General features: G+C 40.1%; 17 protein-coding genes. All 17 read right to left on the reverse strand.

Annotation, left to right across the window (positions count from 1 at the left end; all coding sequences use genetic code 11):
• Positions 1-14 precede the first annotated feature (14 nt).
• Positions 15-866 carry an SDR family oxidoreductase gene (locus AC5W2J_RS01245; RefSeq protein ID WP_496057663.1) on the reverse strand — a complete coding sequence of 284 codons (852 nt, stop codon included), beginning with the start codon at positions 864-866 and terminating at the stop codon, positions 15-17.
• Positions 863-1930, reverse strand: coding sequence for a mannonate dehydratase (gene uxuA, locus AC5W2J_RS01250; protein WP_496057664.1), 1068 nt, complete (start codon positions 1928-1930; stop codon positions 863-865). The genes AC5W2J_RS01245 and uxuA overlap by 4 nt, the downstream gene beginning before the upstream one ends.
• Before the next feature lie 42 nt (positions 1931-1972).
• Complete coding sequence (locus tag AC5W2J_RS01255; RefSeq protein ID WP_496057665.1) at positions 1973-3253, reverse strand: TRAP transporter large permease; 1281 nt, start codon at positions 3251-3253, stop codon at positions 1973-1975.
• Complete coding sequence (locus AC5W2J_RS01260) at positions 3250-3771, reverse strand: TRAP transporter small permease (protein ID WP_496057666.1); 522 nt, start codon at positions 3769-3771, stop codon at positions 3250-3252. The genes AC5W2J_RS01255 and AC5W2J_RS01260 overlap by 4 nt, the downstream gene beginning before the upstream one ends.
• 21 nt (positions 3772-3792) lie before the next feature.
• Complete coding sequence (locus tag AC5W2J_RS01265) at positions 3793-4803, reverse strand: C4-dicarboxylate TRAP transporter substrate-binding protein (protein ID WP_496057667.1); 1011 nt, start codon at positions 4801-4803, stop codon at positions 3793-3795.
• A 22-nt stretch (positions 4804-4825) separates the two neighbouring features.
• Complete coding sequence (locus tag AC5W2J_RS01270) at positions 4826-6040, reverse strand: glucuronate isomerase (protein ID WP_496057668.1); 1215 nt, start codon at positions 6038-6040, stop codon at positions 4826-4828.
• Between the two features lie 25 nt (positions 6041-6065).
• Complete coding sequence (locus AC5W2J_RS01275; RefSeq protein ID WP_496057669.1) at positions 6066-6728, reverse strand: GntR family transcriptional regulator; 663 nt, start codon at positions 6726-6728, stop codon at positions 6066-6068.
• 108 nt (positions 6729-6836) lie between these two features.
• On the reverse strand, positions 6837-7370 hold the full coding sequence (locus tag AC5W2J_RS01280; protein ID WP_496057670.1) for a 5' nucleotidase, NT5C type: 534 nt from the start codon (positions 7368-7370) through the stop codon (positions 6837-6839).
• 111 nt (positions 7371-7481) lie between these two features.
• Positions 7482-8120: a CpsB/CapC family capsule biosynthesis tyrosine phosphatase gene (locus AC5W2J_RS01285; RefSeq protein WP_496057671.1), complete on the reverse strand. Its 639-nt coding sequence runs from the start codon at positions 8118-8120 to the stop codon at positions 7482-7484.
• Positions 8121-8408: 288 nt separating this feature from the next.
• A complete protein-coding gene (locus tag AC5W2J_RS01290; protein ID WP_496057672.1) occupies positions 8409-9497 on the reverse strand; it encodes an alanine racemase in 1089 nt (362 codons plus the stop codon).
• A 148-nt stretch (positions 9498-9645) separates the two neighbouring features.
• Entirely contained in the window at positions 9646-10281 is a 636-nt protein-coding gene (locus AC5W2J_RS01295; RefSeq protein ID WP_496057673.1) for a CpsB/CapC family capsule biosynthesis tyrosine phosphatase, read from the reverse strand.
• A 274-nt stretch (positions 10282-10555) separates the two neighbouring features.
• Entirely contained in the window at positions 10556-10720 is a 165-nt protein-coding gene (locus tag AC5W2J_RS01300) for a hypothetical protein (RefSeq protein ID WP_496057674.1), read from the reverse strand.
• Positions 10721-10798: 78 nt separating this feature from the next.
• Entirely contained in the window at positions 10799-12124 is a 1326-nt protein-coding gene (locus AC5W2J_RS01305; RefSeq protein ID WP_496057675.1) for a UDP-glucose dehydrogenase family protein, read from the reverse strand.
• A gap of 81 nt (positions 12125-12205) precedes the next feature.
• The gene (locus AC5W2J_RS01310) at positions 12206-14029 is read right to left on the reverse strand and encodes a polysaccharide biosynthesis protein (RefSeq protein WP_496057676.1); all 1824 of its coding nucleotides are present in this window, start codon (positions 14027-14029) and stop codon (positions 12206-12208) included.
• A gap of 105 nt (positions 14030-14134) precedes the next feature.
• On the reverse strand, positions 14135-14890 hold the full coding sequence (locus AC5W2J_RS01315) for a YveK family protein (protein WP_496057677.1): 756 nt from the start codon (positions 14888-14890) through the stop codon (positions 14135-14137).
• A gap of 162 nt (positions 14891-15052) precedes the next feature.
• Positions 15053-16054 (reverse strand): NAD-dependent epimerase, encoded by a 1002-nt coding sequence (locus AC5W2J_RS01320; protein WP_496057678.1) that lies wholly within the window; start codon positions 16052-16054, stop codon positions 15053-15055.
• A 50-nt stretch (positions 16055-16104) separates the two neighbouring features.
• On the reverse strand, positions 16105-17346 hold the full coding sequence (locus AC5W2J_RS01325) for a lipopolysaccharide biosynthesis protein (RefSeq protein ID WP_496057679.1): 1242 nt from the start codon (positions 17344-17346) through the stop codon (positions 16105-16107).
• Between the last annotated feature and the right edge of the window lie 5 nt (positions 17347-17351).

Consider the following 17351-nt stretch of genomic DNA (forward strand, 5'->3'; position numbering starts at 1 on the left):
ATAGTATATGATTTTTATACACCAGAATAAGCCATAAATCCGCCATCGACAGGAACGGTAACCCCAGTCACAAAGCCAGACATCTTATCATCGGCCAGCCAAAGTAATGTTCCTAGTAGATCCTCCGGCTTCCCAAACCGCTCCATCGGCGTCTGATTGATTATTTTGCCGGAACGTTCAGTGTGGCTCCCGTCTTCTTTCAAGAGTAAGGCTCTGTTCTGAGAAGTTAGAAAAAATCCGGGGGCAATGGCATTACACCGTATGTTTTCTTTCGCCATATGAACTGCCAGCCATTGCGTAAAGTTATCTACTCCTGCTTTAGCAGAGCTGTAGGAAAGTACTTTTGTCATCGGGCTTGGCGCACTCATCGAGGAAATATTAATAACAATTCCATTTTCCCGGCCTATCATCTGCTTCATAAACTCTTGCGTCGCCATTACGGTTCCTACATAATTCAAATTGAATACATGCTTTAAGCCTTCTTCTGTCAGATCGAAAAATGTTTTCACATTAGGGTCTTCGAGATGCTCTTCTGCAAAATACTCTTCTGAAGTGGAAGCATCCGGATGATTCCCCCCTGCCCCGTTAATCAGAATATCCAGTCCACCGGGAAAATATTGTTTTACAGATTCGGCTGCTTTAACAATACTTGATTGATCCAGTACATCGCAGCTTAAGGCGAAAGCGACTCCACCTTCTTTTGTAATAGCATCTGCCATATCACGGGCATTTTCTTCTTTCCGGCTGAGGACAGCGACTTTCACACCATGCCTAGCAAGCTCCATTGACATAGCTCCACAGAGAACACCGCCTCCTCCTGTTACTACGGCTGTTTTTCCTTTTAAATTTTCATTTAATGTTATCATGTCAGGCTCCTTTCTTTATTTGCATCCCAGATACCGTTTAAGTACATAATTCCTAAGGCTCTGTCGTAAAGACCGTACCCTGGACGTCCGTTTTCCTTCCATAAGAGCCGGCCATGATCCGGTCTGATGTATCCTTGAAAACGTATATCAAACAGTTTTTTCATAATCTCTGTTATGGGGAGAGAGCCGTCTTTTTCTAAATGGGAAGTTTCAATAAAATCCCCATTCTCATATCTTTTAACATTGCGAATATGGGCAAAAAAGATATTATCTTGAAATTCTTCGAGTATCTCTATAAGATTATTATCTTCCCGGGCTCCTAAAGAGCCTGTACAGTAAGTAATTCCATTGTGTTTATTTGGTGCCAGCTGCAAAAATGTTCTTAGATCCTGTTGAGTGGAAATGATTCTAGGCAGACTAAACACCGGCCAGGGCGGATCATCCGGATGAATGGCCAATTTTATGTCTGCTTCTTCACATACAGGCAGCACCTTTTCCAGAAAATATCGCAGGTTCTCACGCAGTTGCTCTCCAGAAATGTTAGAATAAGCAGAAATTACTTCCTTTAATTGTTTAAGCCTCTCCGGCTCCCAGCCGGACATAACCATATCCGGGTCTGCCGTCATCCGCTGTACCAAATCCTCCGGTAATATGTTGTCGACCTGTTTTTTCTCATAAAACATAGTGGTAGAACCGTCATTCATCGGCTTTTTTAACTCTGTTCGAATCCAGTCAAAAACCGGCATGAAATTATAGCAGATTACTTTAACACCTGCCTGTGCTAAATGACGAATTGTCTTTATATAATTTTCAATATAGTGATCTCTTGTAGAGAGCCCTAATTTGATGTCTTCATGTACATTGACGCTTTCGACTACTTCTATAGAAAAACCGTGCTGCTCGATTTTTTCTTTTTCGTTAATAATTTCCTCCCATTCCCATACTTCTCCCGGGCTCTTATTATGAAGAGCCCATACAATACCCGACACTCCGGGGATTTGTTTGATATGGGACAGCGTTATATTGTCGTTTTTTTCTCCATACCATCTAAAGCCCATGTTCATAGTTATATCTCCGTTCTTTCAAAAATGTATTTATTCATTCTTCTAACGCATCAGCAGCTCCGGAAGGAACAAAGTGATTTGGGGAAAAGCAACTAGTAAAATAATAAAAATAATGATAGATAGAATAAACGGCACGGACTCTTTCATATAGTCGATCACCGGTACGTTTGCTAAGGAACAAGCTGTGTACATAGTAACCCCGATTGGAGGAGTCATGCCTCCCATAGTCACAATGGTCATCATCACAATACCAAAATGAACTGGATCCATTCCTATACTTACAACAATAGGAAGCAGGATTGGAGTAAGCAGCAGCGTGTTAACGGTACTTTCCATAAACATTCCAGCTACCAGCAGAAACGTTAAAATGATGATCATAATAAGCACAGGGTTTTCTGTTAAAGAAAGCATGCCCTGCGTCGCTTCCTGAGGAAGTCTGGCGGATGTGATAACATGTCCTAAAATAGCAGCTGCTGCAATAATCAGCATGATAACTGCGTTGTCTTCTACCGTATTTTTTAATACTTTATTCATTTTTTCCCAATTCAATTCTTTATAGATAAAAGCTCCTACTACAAATGCATATACAACAGCGAAGGCACCTGCTTCTGAAGCCGTGAAAATACCGAATCGAATACCTACAATTAGAATGATCGGGAACAGAAGGCCCCAAAAACTTCTTTTGAATGTAACTACTACTTCTTTAAACGTCGCCCTCTTGACTCTGGAAGGAACATATTTTCTTTTCTTCGCGATAATTGAAGAAGTGATTAATAAAGTAAGCGTCATCAAAATACCAGGAATGATTCCAGCCATAAACAACTGTCCGATAGAAACTTCTCCTACAAACCCGAATAGAATCAGGCCGATACTCGGAGGAATAGTAGCTGTAATTAATGCACTCAAAGCAATGACGGAAACGGAAAAACCTCCAGAGTATCCTTTTGCAATCATCTGTGGAGCCAAAATCCGGCTCTGCATGGCAGCGTCTGCATTGGCAGATCCTGAAATTCCTCCCATCATGGCACTCAACAGGATGGAGACGTGAGCCAGTCCCCCCACAATATGGCCAATTAATGCATCGGCAAAATCAATTAACCTTTTCGTAATCCCTGTTTCATTCAATAAGTTCCCTGCCAGCACGAAAAACGGAACAGCAAGTAGAGGAAAAGATTGGGTACCTGAAGCAAAACGTTGAATAGCCAGATCTGTAGGAAGGTTTGGGTCCATAATAAAGTAAACCAGACCGGCTGCACCAATAGCAAAAGCAATAGGAACATTAATTAAGACAAATACGACAAACGCTATTAACACCCAAATCATGACAATGCCTCCCTTTCCTTTTCTTTATTTGTGTGATCTGGGAGGGCGGCTTCTTCTTTTGGTCCTTTTAAAAATGAAATCCACTTAGTAAGTAAGGTGACCAGCATTAATGAGCATCCAACCGGAATCGAAAAAGTTACATATGAATAGCTAAAAGGCAGATTTTGTATACTTCTAAGTGTCTGAGAAGAGGCGTAATTAAAACCATAATAAATACAGATAATCAAAAATACAGCTACTACCGTATTTGTTATTATTGTAATAACCAGCTTCCCTTTGAAGGGAAGCTTTTCTACAAAGTAATCAATACCAATATGCCTATTATTTCGAAGAGATTGGTTTGCTCCGAGAAAAACAAGCCAGATAAATAAAAGCTGGGCCATTTCCACCGACCAGGCGACCGGAACTCCCGCCCATCGAACCATAGCAGAGTAAAATACCAGGATAACAATTGCTGCGAGAAGCAATTTTGTAAGAACCTCTTCTATTTTAATAAGTGAAGATGCTAAATAGGACACCTTAAAGCCTCCTCAAAAATATTAATTTTCTGTAATTTCCATGATTTTTTCTCTTATCTCCGGATAGTTATCAAATTCCTCGTATACCCCTTCAGTAGCTTCACGGAAAGGTTCCAAGTCTGGTTCTGCAATAGTCATTCCTTCTTCTTCCATTAAGCTTTCATATTCTTCTGCTCCATCAATTACAATGTTAGATGCTTCAATACCAGCTGCTTCCGCTTCTTCTGTTACAATTGTCTGGTAATCCTCTGGAAGATTATTGAACCATTCTGCCCCAACAACCAGACCGGTAATTAGTTGAATATGATTTGTTTTGGAGATATAATCCGCGACTTCGTAAAGGCTTGCCCCGTGCGTTGCAGAATGCTGGGCCTCTGCTCCATCAATAACTCCCTGCTGGATGCCCGGATAAACTTCTGCCCAATCCAAACCAGTTGGGTTGGCTCCCATTGCCTCCATTGTTTCCAGAAAAACATCGGCTCCAATCGTTCTAATACTTTGTCCATTCATATCTTCAGGAGTGCTGATTTCATTCTGTGTCACCATATGACGGGCACCCTGATACCAGTTAAAAGATAATATCTGCAGATTTTGATTAGAAGAAAGATCTTCTTCCCATTCAGTAAACAGCTCTGAGTCTGTCACTGACTGAATATCCTCGTAGTCTTCAAATAAATAAGGCCCCTGGAGAATTCCTATCTCTGGGCTGTAGTCGGCCATGATACCTGCGTCAGCCAATGTACCTACATTTGCACCAGTGATTGCCTGTTCCTGTATTTCTGCTGTGTCACCTAAAGAAGAGTCAGGAAAAATCTCTATAGCGAGATCGCCATCCGTACGCTCTTCCACATTTTGTTTAAAGCTTTCCAGCCCTTCGTACATTGGATCACTTTCTGAAACAACAATTCCTACCTGCAGCTCATGAGAAGGAGAGCCTCCTCCATCTTCCGATCCGCTCGATTCAGAGTCTCCCCCGCATCCTGCGATTACTAATGTGCTTCCTAGTGCCATTATCGGTAAAAATTTTTTCATCGTATTTCTCCCCTTTTCTTTTTTAAGTAAAGTTCTTGAAATTAATGTTAAATAGTAAATCTATATCCCGGGAAATGGTGTCCTTTTCAATAACAAGACCTTTTTCTTCAAGCGTGTTGTAATGTTCAATCAATATTTCGGCAATGACTGACCTGGAATGTTTCCATTTGTAGAGAAGCTGCTCCATAACCCGGCAATCTGAATGCTGAGGTATAAATTTCATTCCCAGTTGATCAAAGCGCATCGTTGTTATTTCAGTAATGAGCTGCGGTGTATTCAAAAACCACCAGCAGCCAAACAGCATTACATTTCGAAACTTTTGAGCTAATACTGTTAATTCATACTGGCCCTCTCTAGAGAGCATTGTGATTAAAAATTTCTGCTTAGTATGTGTTTTGCATAACCATTCAATATAAGTCAGATCAAACATCCCTACCCCATCACCTGCTAAATGAAGTTCAGGATTTAGTGCCCGTTTTGGCCCAATCATCAAAGAAAGCGAAAGATTAAACTCTTCACAGATAGGAAGCACACACTTCTCTAGTAAAGCGCTTTCATTTTCTTCCCTTGGGAAATCCCACGGCAGTGAAGCTGCTATATAAATGGGATCTATTTTTTTCACCCAATGTCTTAAAAAAGCTTTCGTCTGTTCGATGGTGTCTTCCGTCAGCTCGGCCGCTGCCTGGTATCCATCCTGATTAATAACATCCCGGGCAGCATCCCACCCATTAAGTAGAGGATCTACCCTAAGAGCCGGTATAAATTGATCCCGATTGAAAGGAGTTTCTCGTTCATAATGTATGCGTTCTTCCGGATCAAAAGGATTGTTTGTCATAACAACAGCAGAAATACCGGATCTTTCCATCATTGCCTGCACATAATCTGAATCGTTCATTTCAGATAACTGTTTCCGTATCGTATTTAGATCATATTCAAACGGAATGTCTAACGACTGAAGAACGGTTAATACACCAATAGATGCTTCGCTTGTCGGGGTCCTGTCTACAAACAATGTTTTCCATACCAGTTCCGCCTGTTCCGATTTTGGTCTTTGAAAAAATGAATCGTATTCTTCTTCCAGCCAGAGAAACGTTTCCGCAATTAAATAGTGAAACGTGAGCAGTTCATCTATTCCCGTTAAACATAAATCTTCAAATTCTCCTGGAAACAGATGCGTATGCATATCGATTACTTTTGTCTGTTCCAACGCCTCTTTGACTAACTTCTCAGTCTGCATAGGTACCTCCCTTTGCTAGAATAGATTACTTATTTTTAAAATAAGGCCCATACTGCTTTTTTAAATTAGCAATATCCACATTAACCATAGTTAAATGTTCTTTCATTATCGCTTTCGCTTTATCTGCATCTTTTTTTTTGACTGCCTCTAAAATCTGTTTATGCTGCCGGACAATCATTTCCCAATTGAATTCAGAAGCCAGACTTAGCATTCTTGTTCTATTTAAGTTGGCCATCATGTTCTGTACTGCTGTCCACGTTCTTTCTTTGTCACATCCCAGGAAAAATACTTGGTGAAAATACTCATCCAGTTGAAACAACCGTTTATAGTTTTTAGTTTCTACGCTTTTTTCCTGCAGTAATATACTTTCTTCCAAATCTACTAAGTAATGATCCGGAATGTTCCGGCAGGCAAGTTCAATGACAGCCAGCTCCATATGTTCCCTCATGAAACGTCCTTCTTCTACATAACTTTCATCAATCTGTGAAACAAAAGAACCTCGTTGGGGATAAATATCGATTAACCCTTCCTGGGCCAGACGCTTGAATGCTTCTCTTATCGGCGTTCGACTAACATCAAGTCTTGATCCTAATTCACTTTCTGAAATTTTTTCTCCCGGCTTCAGCTCCAGATTAATAATTTGTTCTTTGATGACGCTGTACGCATTGCTTCCAACTGATGTCTGCATTCTTTCACCTCCAACTTGTATACTAGTATACTAGAACACAATTAATTAATCCAGTTCTTTTTATTTTAATTATAAAAAGCCGATCTCTCTGCGCGAGATCGGCTTTATTTAAAAATTAATATCCAAAAAATACTCCCTTACATCTCCCCAGCTGTCCACCCGCTCGTAGCCGGTAACATGCACGTTGTGTGGCGAAGTAAACAGCAGCCCGGTGCCTTCAAAGCGTTTGAAGTGGCGGGCGTTGTCGTCAATCAGATAATCGGCGTTAATGATGCCTTTATCGCCGCAGAACACAAAGTTCAGGTCGTTTAAAAAAGGGAAGTGTTCTTTAAGCCATTCGTACTTGGCATTAAACGAGGTCGGAAACTCCATCGCCGCGGTCGTAATAAACACCTCGTGGTCTTCATGCAGTTCCCGGATAACGTCCTGGGCGCCTTCCATCACCTCAAGGTCGCGGAAGAAGCCGGGGTCACTCAGGTAGCCGCGCAGCTCTTCCACCGCATGGGGGCGGACTTCCCGCAGCTTTTGACCGTGCAGGTCGTCCAACGTTAGCGCTTCCCCGAAGTTCTCATTGTAGAGCTTTAAATGTTTGGGGATAAGGTCAGCCATGACTTCATCCATATCAATTGCAATTCGTTTCATCCGTCTCTCCTCCTGGGTCTATGTACGTTTCTTTTATTTTATCGTGCGCCGGGACAAAGCTAAAGCCCTATCTAAAAAAAAGCAGCCGTCTCACAGGCTGCTTTTTGCGTCTCACTGGTTGTTTAACCCAAAAAAACGCCATTTCCGTTTTTTCATATAATCGATCTTGTCGGGGAGGTCGACTTCTACGTGGTCATCGGCCATCACCCGCTCGCGGTTCTGCCGCAGCGACTCGGCCGCTTCTTTCCCGATCCGGCTTTCCACTTTCGCATATGCTTCTTCGAGCTCCCCCTGCCGTTCAGCCGGGCCGTGAATAAAATGAGCCAGATTGCCGCGGATCATATTCATTGCAATCATCTGGGTTTGGCTGCGGTTCCGACCGACAATCGATGCCGCGCTCACCATGCCAAGGCAGCCTTTGCGGACAAGACGGTAAAACGGGTTTTCATGGTTCAGCAGCGCCTCGGCCAGCTCCGGATACATAATCACCGGATAGTACCCGGCCAGTTCCAGGTCATACAGCACGCTCTCCATACTCGAGACCATTTCTATTGCTGCCATATCGATATACGCATATCTCGTTTCATTCACATACACCGTATAGTCCTCAAATTTCACCTGGTAGACGGGGGTTCCAATTCCGGCATGGTACGACGCTTCCGCGGACAGCGGCTTTTCGAGCGTTTCCTGTAACCGTTTCTGCCTTTCCGTTAATGCAGCATGTGTATGAGAAGATTCCGAATCTATCATCATGCATCCATCCTCTTTGTTAGACTTGGGTGGGGAAATAAGCAAAAAACGTACGATGTGATTTAAAAACAATTACTTTATTATTCCCCCTAGTTACCCGGGAGAAACCTGATTCCAGAAACATCATTGGAAGGGGTATCATAATCAATCACAAAAAGATGTTTTAATATTACCTATAATGGTAATAGTATGAACTATCACCCCCGTGATACACGTTTCACTTTACGTGCACGATCTTCACGACCTCCCTGTTCTTTTATAGAACAGGGAGTTTTTTTGTGCGGCCTCCTACTGTAAACGACCGCGTGCTGCTACAGGCACTGCTTCCATCTCCTGATTTTCTCTCAGCAGATACAGCTCATTATGCAGATTTACCGTGCTGCAAATATGATTCGGAACGATTTCCAGCTGATCGCCGACACGAAGTCCATGGCCGGACGGTATTCCTATGATGCCGTGCTCTTCATTCATGCGCTCAAGTACAGCGTCTTCATACCCGACCACTTTTCCAAATCCGGCCAGAAACAGCGGCGCTGTATTCGGCTGCACGTCTGTGGCGAACGTCTTGCTGCCGCCATCAATGACGAGTGTGGTGTCATCCGGCGTACTGACGACCGTCACCACCACGGTTGCCGCACACTGCGTTTCCTTGCATAATCCTAATTTTACCTGCATCGCATCATTAAACACATACGTTCCCGGGCGTATTTCATCGATCCCGTCCACTTCGGCGACGGAAGCCGCCGTTGGAGAAGATCCGGCGCTGATCACACCCAGACCGATCTCTTCCTGGAACAGCTCGTTTTTATACTCGATCAACCGCTTTCCTTCTTCCAGCCCTGCGCCCCGTATATCCAACGTTGGCTTATTCTCCAGGACCGGTCCTTTGAACGTATACATGCCTTTGATCACAAGCGAAGGCAGCGCAGCGATTGCCTTTGCTGTATCGGTGAGCTGTTCTTTTCTTATGCCGGTGCGCTTCAGGCCGGTATCGACTTCCAGACGCACGTGTAGCGTTTGATGGGCTTCCCCCGCCATGTTGGATAAAAGCCTGGCCCCTTCCAGACTGTCCACCCCTACAACAAGCGTACATTTTTGATGCAGCTCCAATAAGCGCTGCACTTTTTTCTTCGTAACAATCGGATACGCAATAAAGATATTCGTAATTCCTGCCTCTACCATGACTTCTGCTTCCGAGATTTTAGCGGTGGTAATGCCAACCGCCCCGGCGTCCAGCTGCCAGTGGGCAATCATCGGGATTTTGTGGGTTTTTATATGCGGCCGCAGCTGCACCCCGTTTTGATCCGCCATCTGCTGCATCCGGGCGATATTGTCTTTTACTATGTGTTCTTTTACCTTTATGTACGGCGTATCCATTGTCTTCATCCTTTCTCCAAACTTGCTCTGCTGCCTATAATACTACATGATTTTTCCCGTTCTTCCTACTGCTCCAACTAGTATTCTTCCAAAAGAAAAAGCCCAGCAGCTGCGCTGCCGGGCTTCTGATTCCTATTACCTTGAGCTATCAATTAAAAAAACGCCGCTTCGGCTTTTTCATGTAATCCATCTTCACCGGGAAATCGACTTCAACATCATCATCTGCGATCACGCGCGTCCGGTTATTACGGAGTGTCTCCGCGGCCGTCGTATCTATTTTGCTTTCTACTTTCGCGTAGGCCGCTTCGATATCGTCTTCTCTCGACTCGTCAACCGGAGAGCCGATGAAATGGGCGAGGTTGCCCCGTATCAAGTTGAGTGCGATCATCTGGGCTTTTTCCGGGTTATGGCCAAGAATGGACGATGCGCTGACCATACCGAGGCACCCTTTCCGGACGAGCCGGTAGAACGGCGTCTCGTGCGTTAATAATGCCTCTGAGAGTTCCGGATATAGTATAACCGGAGAATACCCGGCAAGCTCCAGATCGTACAGGAGTGAATCAATAGAAGCCAGACGTTGTATAGATGCAATATCTATATAGGCGTATCTCGTATCGTTAATGTACACGGTATGATCTTCATACGCGATGGTATAGACGATAGAACCAACGCCGGAATGATACACCGCCTGATCAGAAAACGGCTGGGACAAAGTTTCTTTTAATCGCTTCTGCCGCTCGGTCAAAGACACAGGATTTTTATCAGAAAATTCAGAATCAATCATGTGTAGTAATCTCCCTTTATTCAATTTGTTCTCTAGTGTTGAACAGCTTACCATAGAAAAGTCTCATCTACAATCAATCCGTCTGTTATGACTAAATGACCAAATTTAAAGACAGTAAAAGGAAAATACTGTTAAAAAGGGATAAAATATTTTCGTTTATCAACGCGTTACATGAGTAAAATAAAAAAGCGTTATTATTTTAGTTATCAAAGGTTTTATTTTACAAAAATGCGTGTATACTAATAGTAATTCTCGTTAACGAACAGTTTATCCTTTATAAGAAAGAGGTGTCCGCGTGTTCACCAAAATAAAAGATAACGCATACATCAAATACCACAACTACTCCAGCAACCATTTCCTCCAACTGGCGAATAAAAGCAAAACTGAAAGCGAACGTGCCCACTACTACCAAAAAGCCTTTTACCACAACGAACGCCATTTCTCCTTTGTCCATAAAAGCAGGCATATCAGCTAAAAAAAAGACCTGACGAGTGGTCTCGTCAGGTCTTTTAGTCGTTTAGTAGCTTACTTTTTCCAACTGGCTCGTCAACAACGGACGGCCGATCGAATAGTATTCTATAAGGTCGATGCCTTTTAATTCCTCGTAGCCGTAGCTGTTTCTGCCGTCAAACAACACTACTTTTTTATTGTTTTCCTGAATAAGCGAAAGCAGATCTGATAAAATCTCTTTCCATTCGGTCAGTATGAAGATCACTTCTGCGTCCTGGATACACTCTCGTACGCTGTCTGCATACGTAATCGCTTTAGGAAGCACGTGCTTTGCAGCATCCATTGCAATCGGATCATACGCCGTTACTTCAGCACCATCCAGCACAAGACGACTCGTTACCGGAATGGATGGAGCTGCACGCATATCATCGGTGTTCGGCTTAAACGAAAGACCAAGCACGGCAATTTTCTTTCCTTTCAAGCTGCCAAAACGGTCTTCTGCTTTATCAATCAGCTTGAGCTGCTGGTCGGCGTTTGTATCAATAACCGCACGCATCAATGGAAATGGCATGCCCTGGGCTTCTGCCTGTTTTAACAGCGCTGAGGTGTCTTTCGGGAAGCAGGAACCGCCGTAGCCGATACCGGCATTCAGGAAGCCGGAGCCGATCCGCTTATCCATTCCCATTCCTTTAGCCACGTCTTCCACGCTCGCATTCATAATGTCACACATATTCGAGATTTCGTTAATATAGCTGATCTTTGTGGCTAAAAAGGCATTGGCCGCGTACTTAATCATTTCTGCGCTGCGGCGGTCCGTCCGGAAGATCGGAATATCAAATGACTTGTTAATAGCTGCGACCACATCGCCCGCTTCTTCGTTATCAGCACCGATAATAATACGGTCGCCGTAAAACGTATCGTGAATCGCTGAACCTTCTCTTAAGAACTCGGGGTTGGAAACAACGTTAACCATCACGTCAGCCTGTGTGTCAAAAAGCGACTGCACCCAATCGTTTGTACCAACTGGCACGGTACTTTTAATAACCGCGGTAATCGCATCCGTAAGGTGTGCGGCGACGGAATCAACAACAGCTTTAACAAAACGAAGATCCGCTGTGCCGTCTTCTTTTTCTGGTGTACCAACTGCTATGTATAGAGCATCCGCTCCTTCGCAGGCCTCCTTGTAGTCCGTTGTAAAATGCAGATGTTCGCTTTTAATATTGCGTTTCATCATTTCTTCAATGCCCGGCTCATAGATCGGAGATTCGCCGCGCAGCAGCTGAGCGACTTTCTCTTCGTTAATATCCAGACACGTCACATGGTGCCCGACTTCGGAAAGGGCAACGCCGGATACAAGACCGACATAGCCTGTTCCAATAACTGATATCTTCATTATAAAATAACCCCTTTATCTCTTTTTTCGGTAAAGAAGAAAAAGAGAAGGAAAGCAGCAGCCCCCTTCCCCTTTTAATTGTTAAAAATTCACTTTCGTCACGGTTCGTCTACGTAAATCTGCTGTATCAAAAATATGAGCTTTTAATGAATCTTTGTCCGGAGAATTTACGTTGCCAATCAACTCTGTAATTAAGTTTACATCGACAGGGAGCGTTTTTCCAACATAAATTTGTGGATACACCTGATCGCTGTGAACTTCTTCATCTCCAAGAAGCTCTTCATACATTTTTTCACCAGGCCGCATCCCTGTATATTTGATACCAATTTCTTCTACGGTATGGCCGGATAACTCTATAACATTCTTTGCCAGATCGGTAATATTAACGGGCTCACCCATATCGAGCACGAAGATTTCGCCGCCTTTGGCCAGAGCGCCAGCCTGAATAACCAGGCGGGAAGCTTCCGGAATCGTCATAAAGTATCGCGTCATTTTTGGATCGGTTACCGTAACCGGACCCCCCTGTTGAATCTGTTTTTTGAAAAGAGGGACGACGCTGCCACGGCTGCCTAGTACATTGCCGAAACGAACAGAAACAAAGTTTGTCTTACTGATTGTATCCATATGCTGCACAACCATCTCGGCAACACGCTTGGTCGCTCCCATCACGCTTGTAGGATTAACCGCTTTATCACTGGATATCATCACAAATGTTTTAACGTTGTTGTCAGATGCAACTTCCGCCACATTTTTCGTACCGACTACATTGTTTTTGACCGCTTCTTCCGGATTACGTTCCATCAATGGCACGTGCTTATGAGCAGCTGCGTGGAATATCACATCCGGCTGATGACGTTTCATAATCACATCAATTTTTACTTTGTCTTTAATATCAGAGATTTCCGTAACGATCTCGCAGGAAAGATCACGCTGACGCAAGTCCATTTCAATATCGTAGATGCTGTTTTCACCATGGCCAAGCAAAATAATCTTCTCCGGGTGAAATTTGACAACCTGTCTGCAGATCTCCGAACCGATGGACCCACCAGCCCCTGTAACCATGACTGTTTTATAGGCTACATAGCTGGAAACACTGGACGTATCGAGCTCTACCGTTTCACGACCGAGCAGATCTTCAATCTGTACTTCGCGAAATTGGCTGACAGATACTCTCCCGTTTAGGATATCCTCCATCATCGGCATAATTTGCGTATGTACTTTGGTTTTCTGACATTCTTGATAGATTTTTTGTACTTCTCCACGTTGCAAAGAAGGAATGGCAATAACAATATGTTCAATTTCATATTCCTGCACAATTTCCTCTATGTCTTTTACTCGACCTACTACAGGAACTCCTAATATCTCTAAACTCATTTTTTTAATATCATCATCAACAAAAGCCACTGGATTCAATTCACTTCCAGAGCCGCTCATAGTGATTTGGCGGACGACCATTCGACCAGCACTACCAGCTCCTATTAGTAAAGTTTTTTTCTTTTCTGCAGTGTTTTTTGGAGATATATAATGGTCTCTAAAAATACGCCATGCAAATCGTGAAGCTCCTAATAGTAAAATATGTAACATCCAAGTAACAATTAATGTTCTAACTTGCAAAGAACTAAACACAATTATTTGCATTACAGCTGTAATTAGTATAGAAAAACTAACTGCTTTAAATATTTCGGTTAGCTCATTAACACTTGCATACTGCCATACTTTTTTATATAGTTTAAAAAAATGCGCAAATACATGATGAGTAATTATTAAAAAAATAGAGCTGATAATAATAATACTCGAATTTATATAGTCATTATTATATAAAAGATAGCTACTGATAAATATTGAACACATTACAATAACAGTGTCTACACTCATTAGTAACAACAATCTTTTAGCATAATTCATAACTTAATCTCCTCCTATCTATAACTTATTAGTTATATATTTTATTATAAGATTTAAAAATAGAAACTAACTATACTTTTTGATAGTTAGTTTCGCTTTAATTATTCATGAAGTCTTTCTAGACTTCCTTCTAGTTTCTACGTTTTTATGCAAGTTACTTTCTTTTGATGAGTTATCAACATTTGAATTTTGTTCAATAAATGGAATACTCCCTAAAATAGGTAAACCTAAACTTTTTTCTACATCTTCTTCTGTCTTTATAGATTTGTCCAAAAGCTCTAAAACGAAAACTATAATCAAGCTTAACATCAGTCCTAATATTAAAGATATTGTTAAATTCATTAGTGGTTGGGGTGAAATAGGGGACATAGTGCTAGGATCTTGAGCATCTGATAACACGCTAACATTATCGATATTCATAATGTTTATAATTTCTTCTTCAAATACATTGGCAATGGTATTAGCTAACTCACTAGCCGTGGATGGATTTTCATCTTCTACTGCTAATGTCACCACTTGCGATTCTCCTTCAGCAGATACATTAATTTTTGATTCAAGTTCACTAAAAGAAACTCCTAGACCACTTTCCTCTATTACTTCCTCTAAAATAATGGGGCTTGTCATAATAACATTGTATGTATTTATTAATTCTACGTTAGATTGTAATTCATTAGCTGTTATAGGCTGACTAGATTCTTGAGTTTGATTTACAAGGATTTGTGTAGTTGCTTGATATTTAGGTGTTGAAATAAAAAATGTGAAAATAGCGCTTAAAATTAATGCTCCTAGACATATTACAAGAATAAGAAAAAATCTTTTCTTAATAATTTTTACTACTTCTTCTAAACTGAATGTTTCCAAAGTTTTTACCTCCATGATTTTTAAATATAATATAGACATTAATAATACGAAAATACTTTATTAACCAAAAAAATTATAATTTCAAACTAGTGATTATTATACCATAATTTTCAATTTGAAGTGTTTAGATTAAATTTGAAAACCTTTTATCGAGTTATACATTTAATTATTATTTTGATACCATTTTACAAATTCATATAATCCATCATCTATAGAAGTATTCGGTTCAAAACCAATTAAATTTTTTAAATCCAATATGTCTGCAAATGTCTCCTGTACATCTCCATTTTGCATGGGTAGAAATTCTTTACGACCTTTTTTCCCTATATGTTTTTCTAATGTTTCGACAAAGTCCATTAATTTTACAGGTTTATTATTGCCCATATTATATATTTTATAAGGTGCATAACTAGAATTAGCTTTTGGTTGATTTCTATCCCATTTATTGTTAGATATAGGTGGTAAAGCAAGTAATTCAACTATCCCATTTGTTATATCATCTATATACGTAAAATCTCTCATCATTTCCCCATTATTAAAAATTTTTATTTTTTTGTTATTTATAATGTTTTTAGTAAAAGAATAATAAGCCATATCTGGTCTGCCAAATGGCCCATATACAGTGAAGAACCTCAAACCAGTAGTAGGTAGACTATATAAATGACTGTACGTGTGAGCCATTAATTCATTAGATTTTTTTGTCGCAGCATATAGACTTACCGGATGATTTACTTCATCTAAAGTAGAAAATGGCATTTTTGTATTTGCACCGTAAACTGAGCTAGATGAAGCATAAATCAAATGCTTTATATTATTGTCTTTAGATGCTTCTAACACATTTAGAAAACCTTTTATATTTGAGTCAATATAGGCCTGAGGGTTTTCTAAACTATAACGAACACCTGCTTGTGCAGCTAAATTTATTACAACCTCTATTTTTTCGTTTTTTATTGTTTTAGATAAGTAATCACCATTGATCAAGTCAGCTTTATAAAAAGTAAAAGAGTCATATGGATATAATACTTTTAATCGATTATATTTTAAATTTACATCATAATAATCATTTAAATTATCATAACCAATTACTTTATTTCCTAATTCTAATAGACGTTTTGATAAATGCATACCTATAAATCCAGCTGCACCAGTAACTAATATATTCAAAAAGCAACCCTCCATGTTTATTCATAAAAAAACTAAATATAATTTAATTATTAATCAATTAACCGACTAGCGTTATAAATCAATAGCATTCTAATTAACTCTGCACAAATAGTTGATATAACAGCTCCATATATACCTATTATTGGGATTAAAATGAAGTTTATTATTACGTTTACTATTGCTGCTATCGAACTGCTAAATGCTATAGGCCGTGTTTTTTTATTGTAAAAAAGTTTAGCTACAGGTAAAAAATAAAAACCTCTTAGCATTTGAGCAAGTATTAAATAAGGAATCAACCAGATTGCGCTATTATAAGCATTGCTTGATAACAACGAAGCCCCTAACATAGCAATAGGTATTGATAATAGACCAACAATTAGAACAATTAATCCGAATTTTTTTAATAATTGTTCGGCTTCTTTATTTTTATTTTCTTTTCTTAACAAAGTATACTTTGGAGAAAATGCGTTATTTATACTGGTATAGAATAATGCTAATACCATAGAAACTTGTACAGCTAGTCCATAAATACCTAATTCTTCTAAAGTTACAAACTTCTCCAAAATAATTCTATCTGATGATTGGATAATCCAACCACTTGCTACATGAGGCAATAAAGGAAGACTAAATAATAAACTATAAACAATAAAATCTTTTTTTAAGCTTAATGAAAGATGACTAGATTGTTTAATTATTAGTATAATCATTACTATAGTAGTCACAATTAACTGTGATAATATTGCACTTTCAGCGCCCATTCCTCTAAATACAATAAAATAGATGCTCAAAAACATAATTATTAATGCCTTAATTATATTAGCTGAAACAAAGGCTCCTGCTTTTTCTTGCGCTCTAAACAAAGCCATAGGTAAGGCAATTATTGCACTACACCATGACAGTCCAATCAAATAAAAATAGTAAGGATTTAAAGGAATAGAATCAAATAAAAGATTTCCAATTTGTTTATAAAACAATAGTAATATTATAGAAATTAAAGTAGCAAATATAATAACAAAAATAAAAATAGATCCTAAATATTTTTTCTGTTCTTCTTTATCATCTAGATAGTCGTAATAAAACCTTGTTACTGCTCCATGTAACGATAATAATAAAACTACTTGAAACATACCTACTAATGTTAAAATTGTTGTCATAGTACCATATTCTGCTGGTGACAGATAGTTTGTATAAATCGGCAGCATAACAAAACCAATCATAGGTGTCATCATTCCACCAATTGTATATAGAATAGAATTCTTTAGAAATTTATTTTTTTTTAATTTATTCAGCATAGACG

The sequence above is a fragment of the Sinobaca sp. SA16-1 genome (assembly GCF_059510515.1).

Coding starts and splice junctions, on each gene's coding strand:
- AC5W2J_RS01295 (WP_496057673.1), bottom strand. CDS start 10,281: ATGATTGATTCTGAATTTTCTGATAAAAATCCTGTGTCTTTGACCGAG.
- AC5W2J_RS01255 (WP_496057665.1), bottom strand. CDS start 3,253: ATGATTTGGGTGTTAATAGCGTTTGTCGTATTTGTCTTAATTAATGTT.
- AC5W2J_RS01290 (WP_496057672.1), bottom strand. CDS start 9,497: ATGGATACGCCGTACATAAAGGTAAAAGAACACATAGTAAAAGACAAT.
- uxuA (WP_496057664.1), bottom strand. CDS start 1,930: ATGAACATGGGCTTTAGATGGTATGGAGAAAAAAACGACAATATAACG.
- AC5W2J_RS01305 (WP_496057675.1), bottom strand. CDS start 12,124: ATGAAGATATCAGTTATTGGAACAGGCTATGTCGGTCTTGTATCCGGC.
- AC5W2J_RS01245 (WP_496057663.1), bottom strand. CDS start 866: ATGATAACATTAAATGAAAATTTAAAAGGAAAAACAGCCGTAGTAACA.
- AC5W2J_RS01310 (WP_496057676.1), bottom strand. CDS start 14,029: ATGAATTATGCTAAAAGATTGTTGTTACTAATGAGTGTAGACACTGTT.
- AC5W2J_RS01275 (WP_496057669.1), bottom strand. CDS start 6,728: ATGCAGACATCAGTTGGAAGCAATGCGTACAGCGTCATCAAAGAACAA.
- AC5W2J_RS01270 (WP_496057668.1), bottom strand. CDS start 6,040: ATGCAGACTGAGAAGTTAGTCAAAGAGGCGTTGGAACAGACAAAAGTA.
- AC5W2J_RS01325 (WP_496057679.1), bottom strand. CDS start 17,346: ATGCTGAATAAATTAAAAAAAAATAAATTTCTAAAGAATTCTATTCTA.
- AC5W2J_RS01280 (WP_496057670.1), bottom strand. CDS start 7,370: ATGAAACGAATTGCAATTGATATGGATGAAGTCATGGCTGACCTTATC.
- AC5W2J_RS01285 (WP_496057671.1), bottom strand. CDS start 8,120: ATGATAGATTCGGAATCTTCTCATACACATGCTGCATTAACGGAAAGG.
- AC5W2J_RS01300 (WP_496057674.1), bottom strand. CDS start 10,720: ATGGCGTTCGTTGTGGTAAAAGGCTTTTTGGTAGTAGTGGGCACGTTC.
- AC5W2J_RS01265 (WP_496057667.1), bottom strand. CDS start 4,803: ATGAAAAAATTTTTACCGATAATGGCACTAGGAAGCACATTAGTAATC.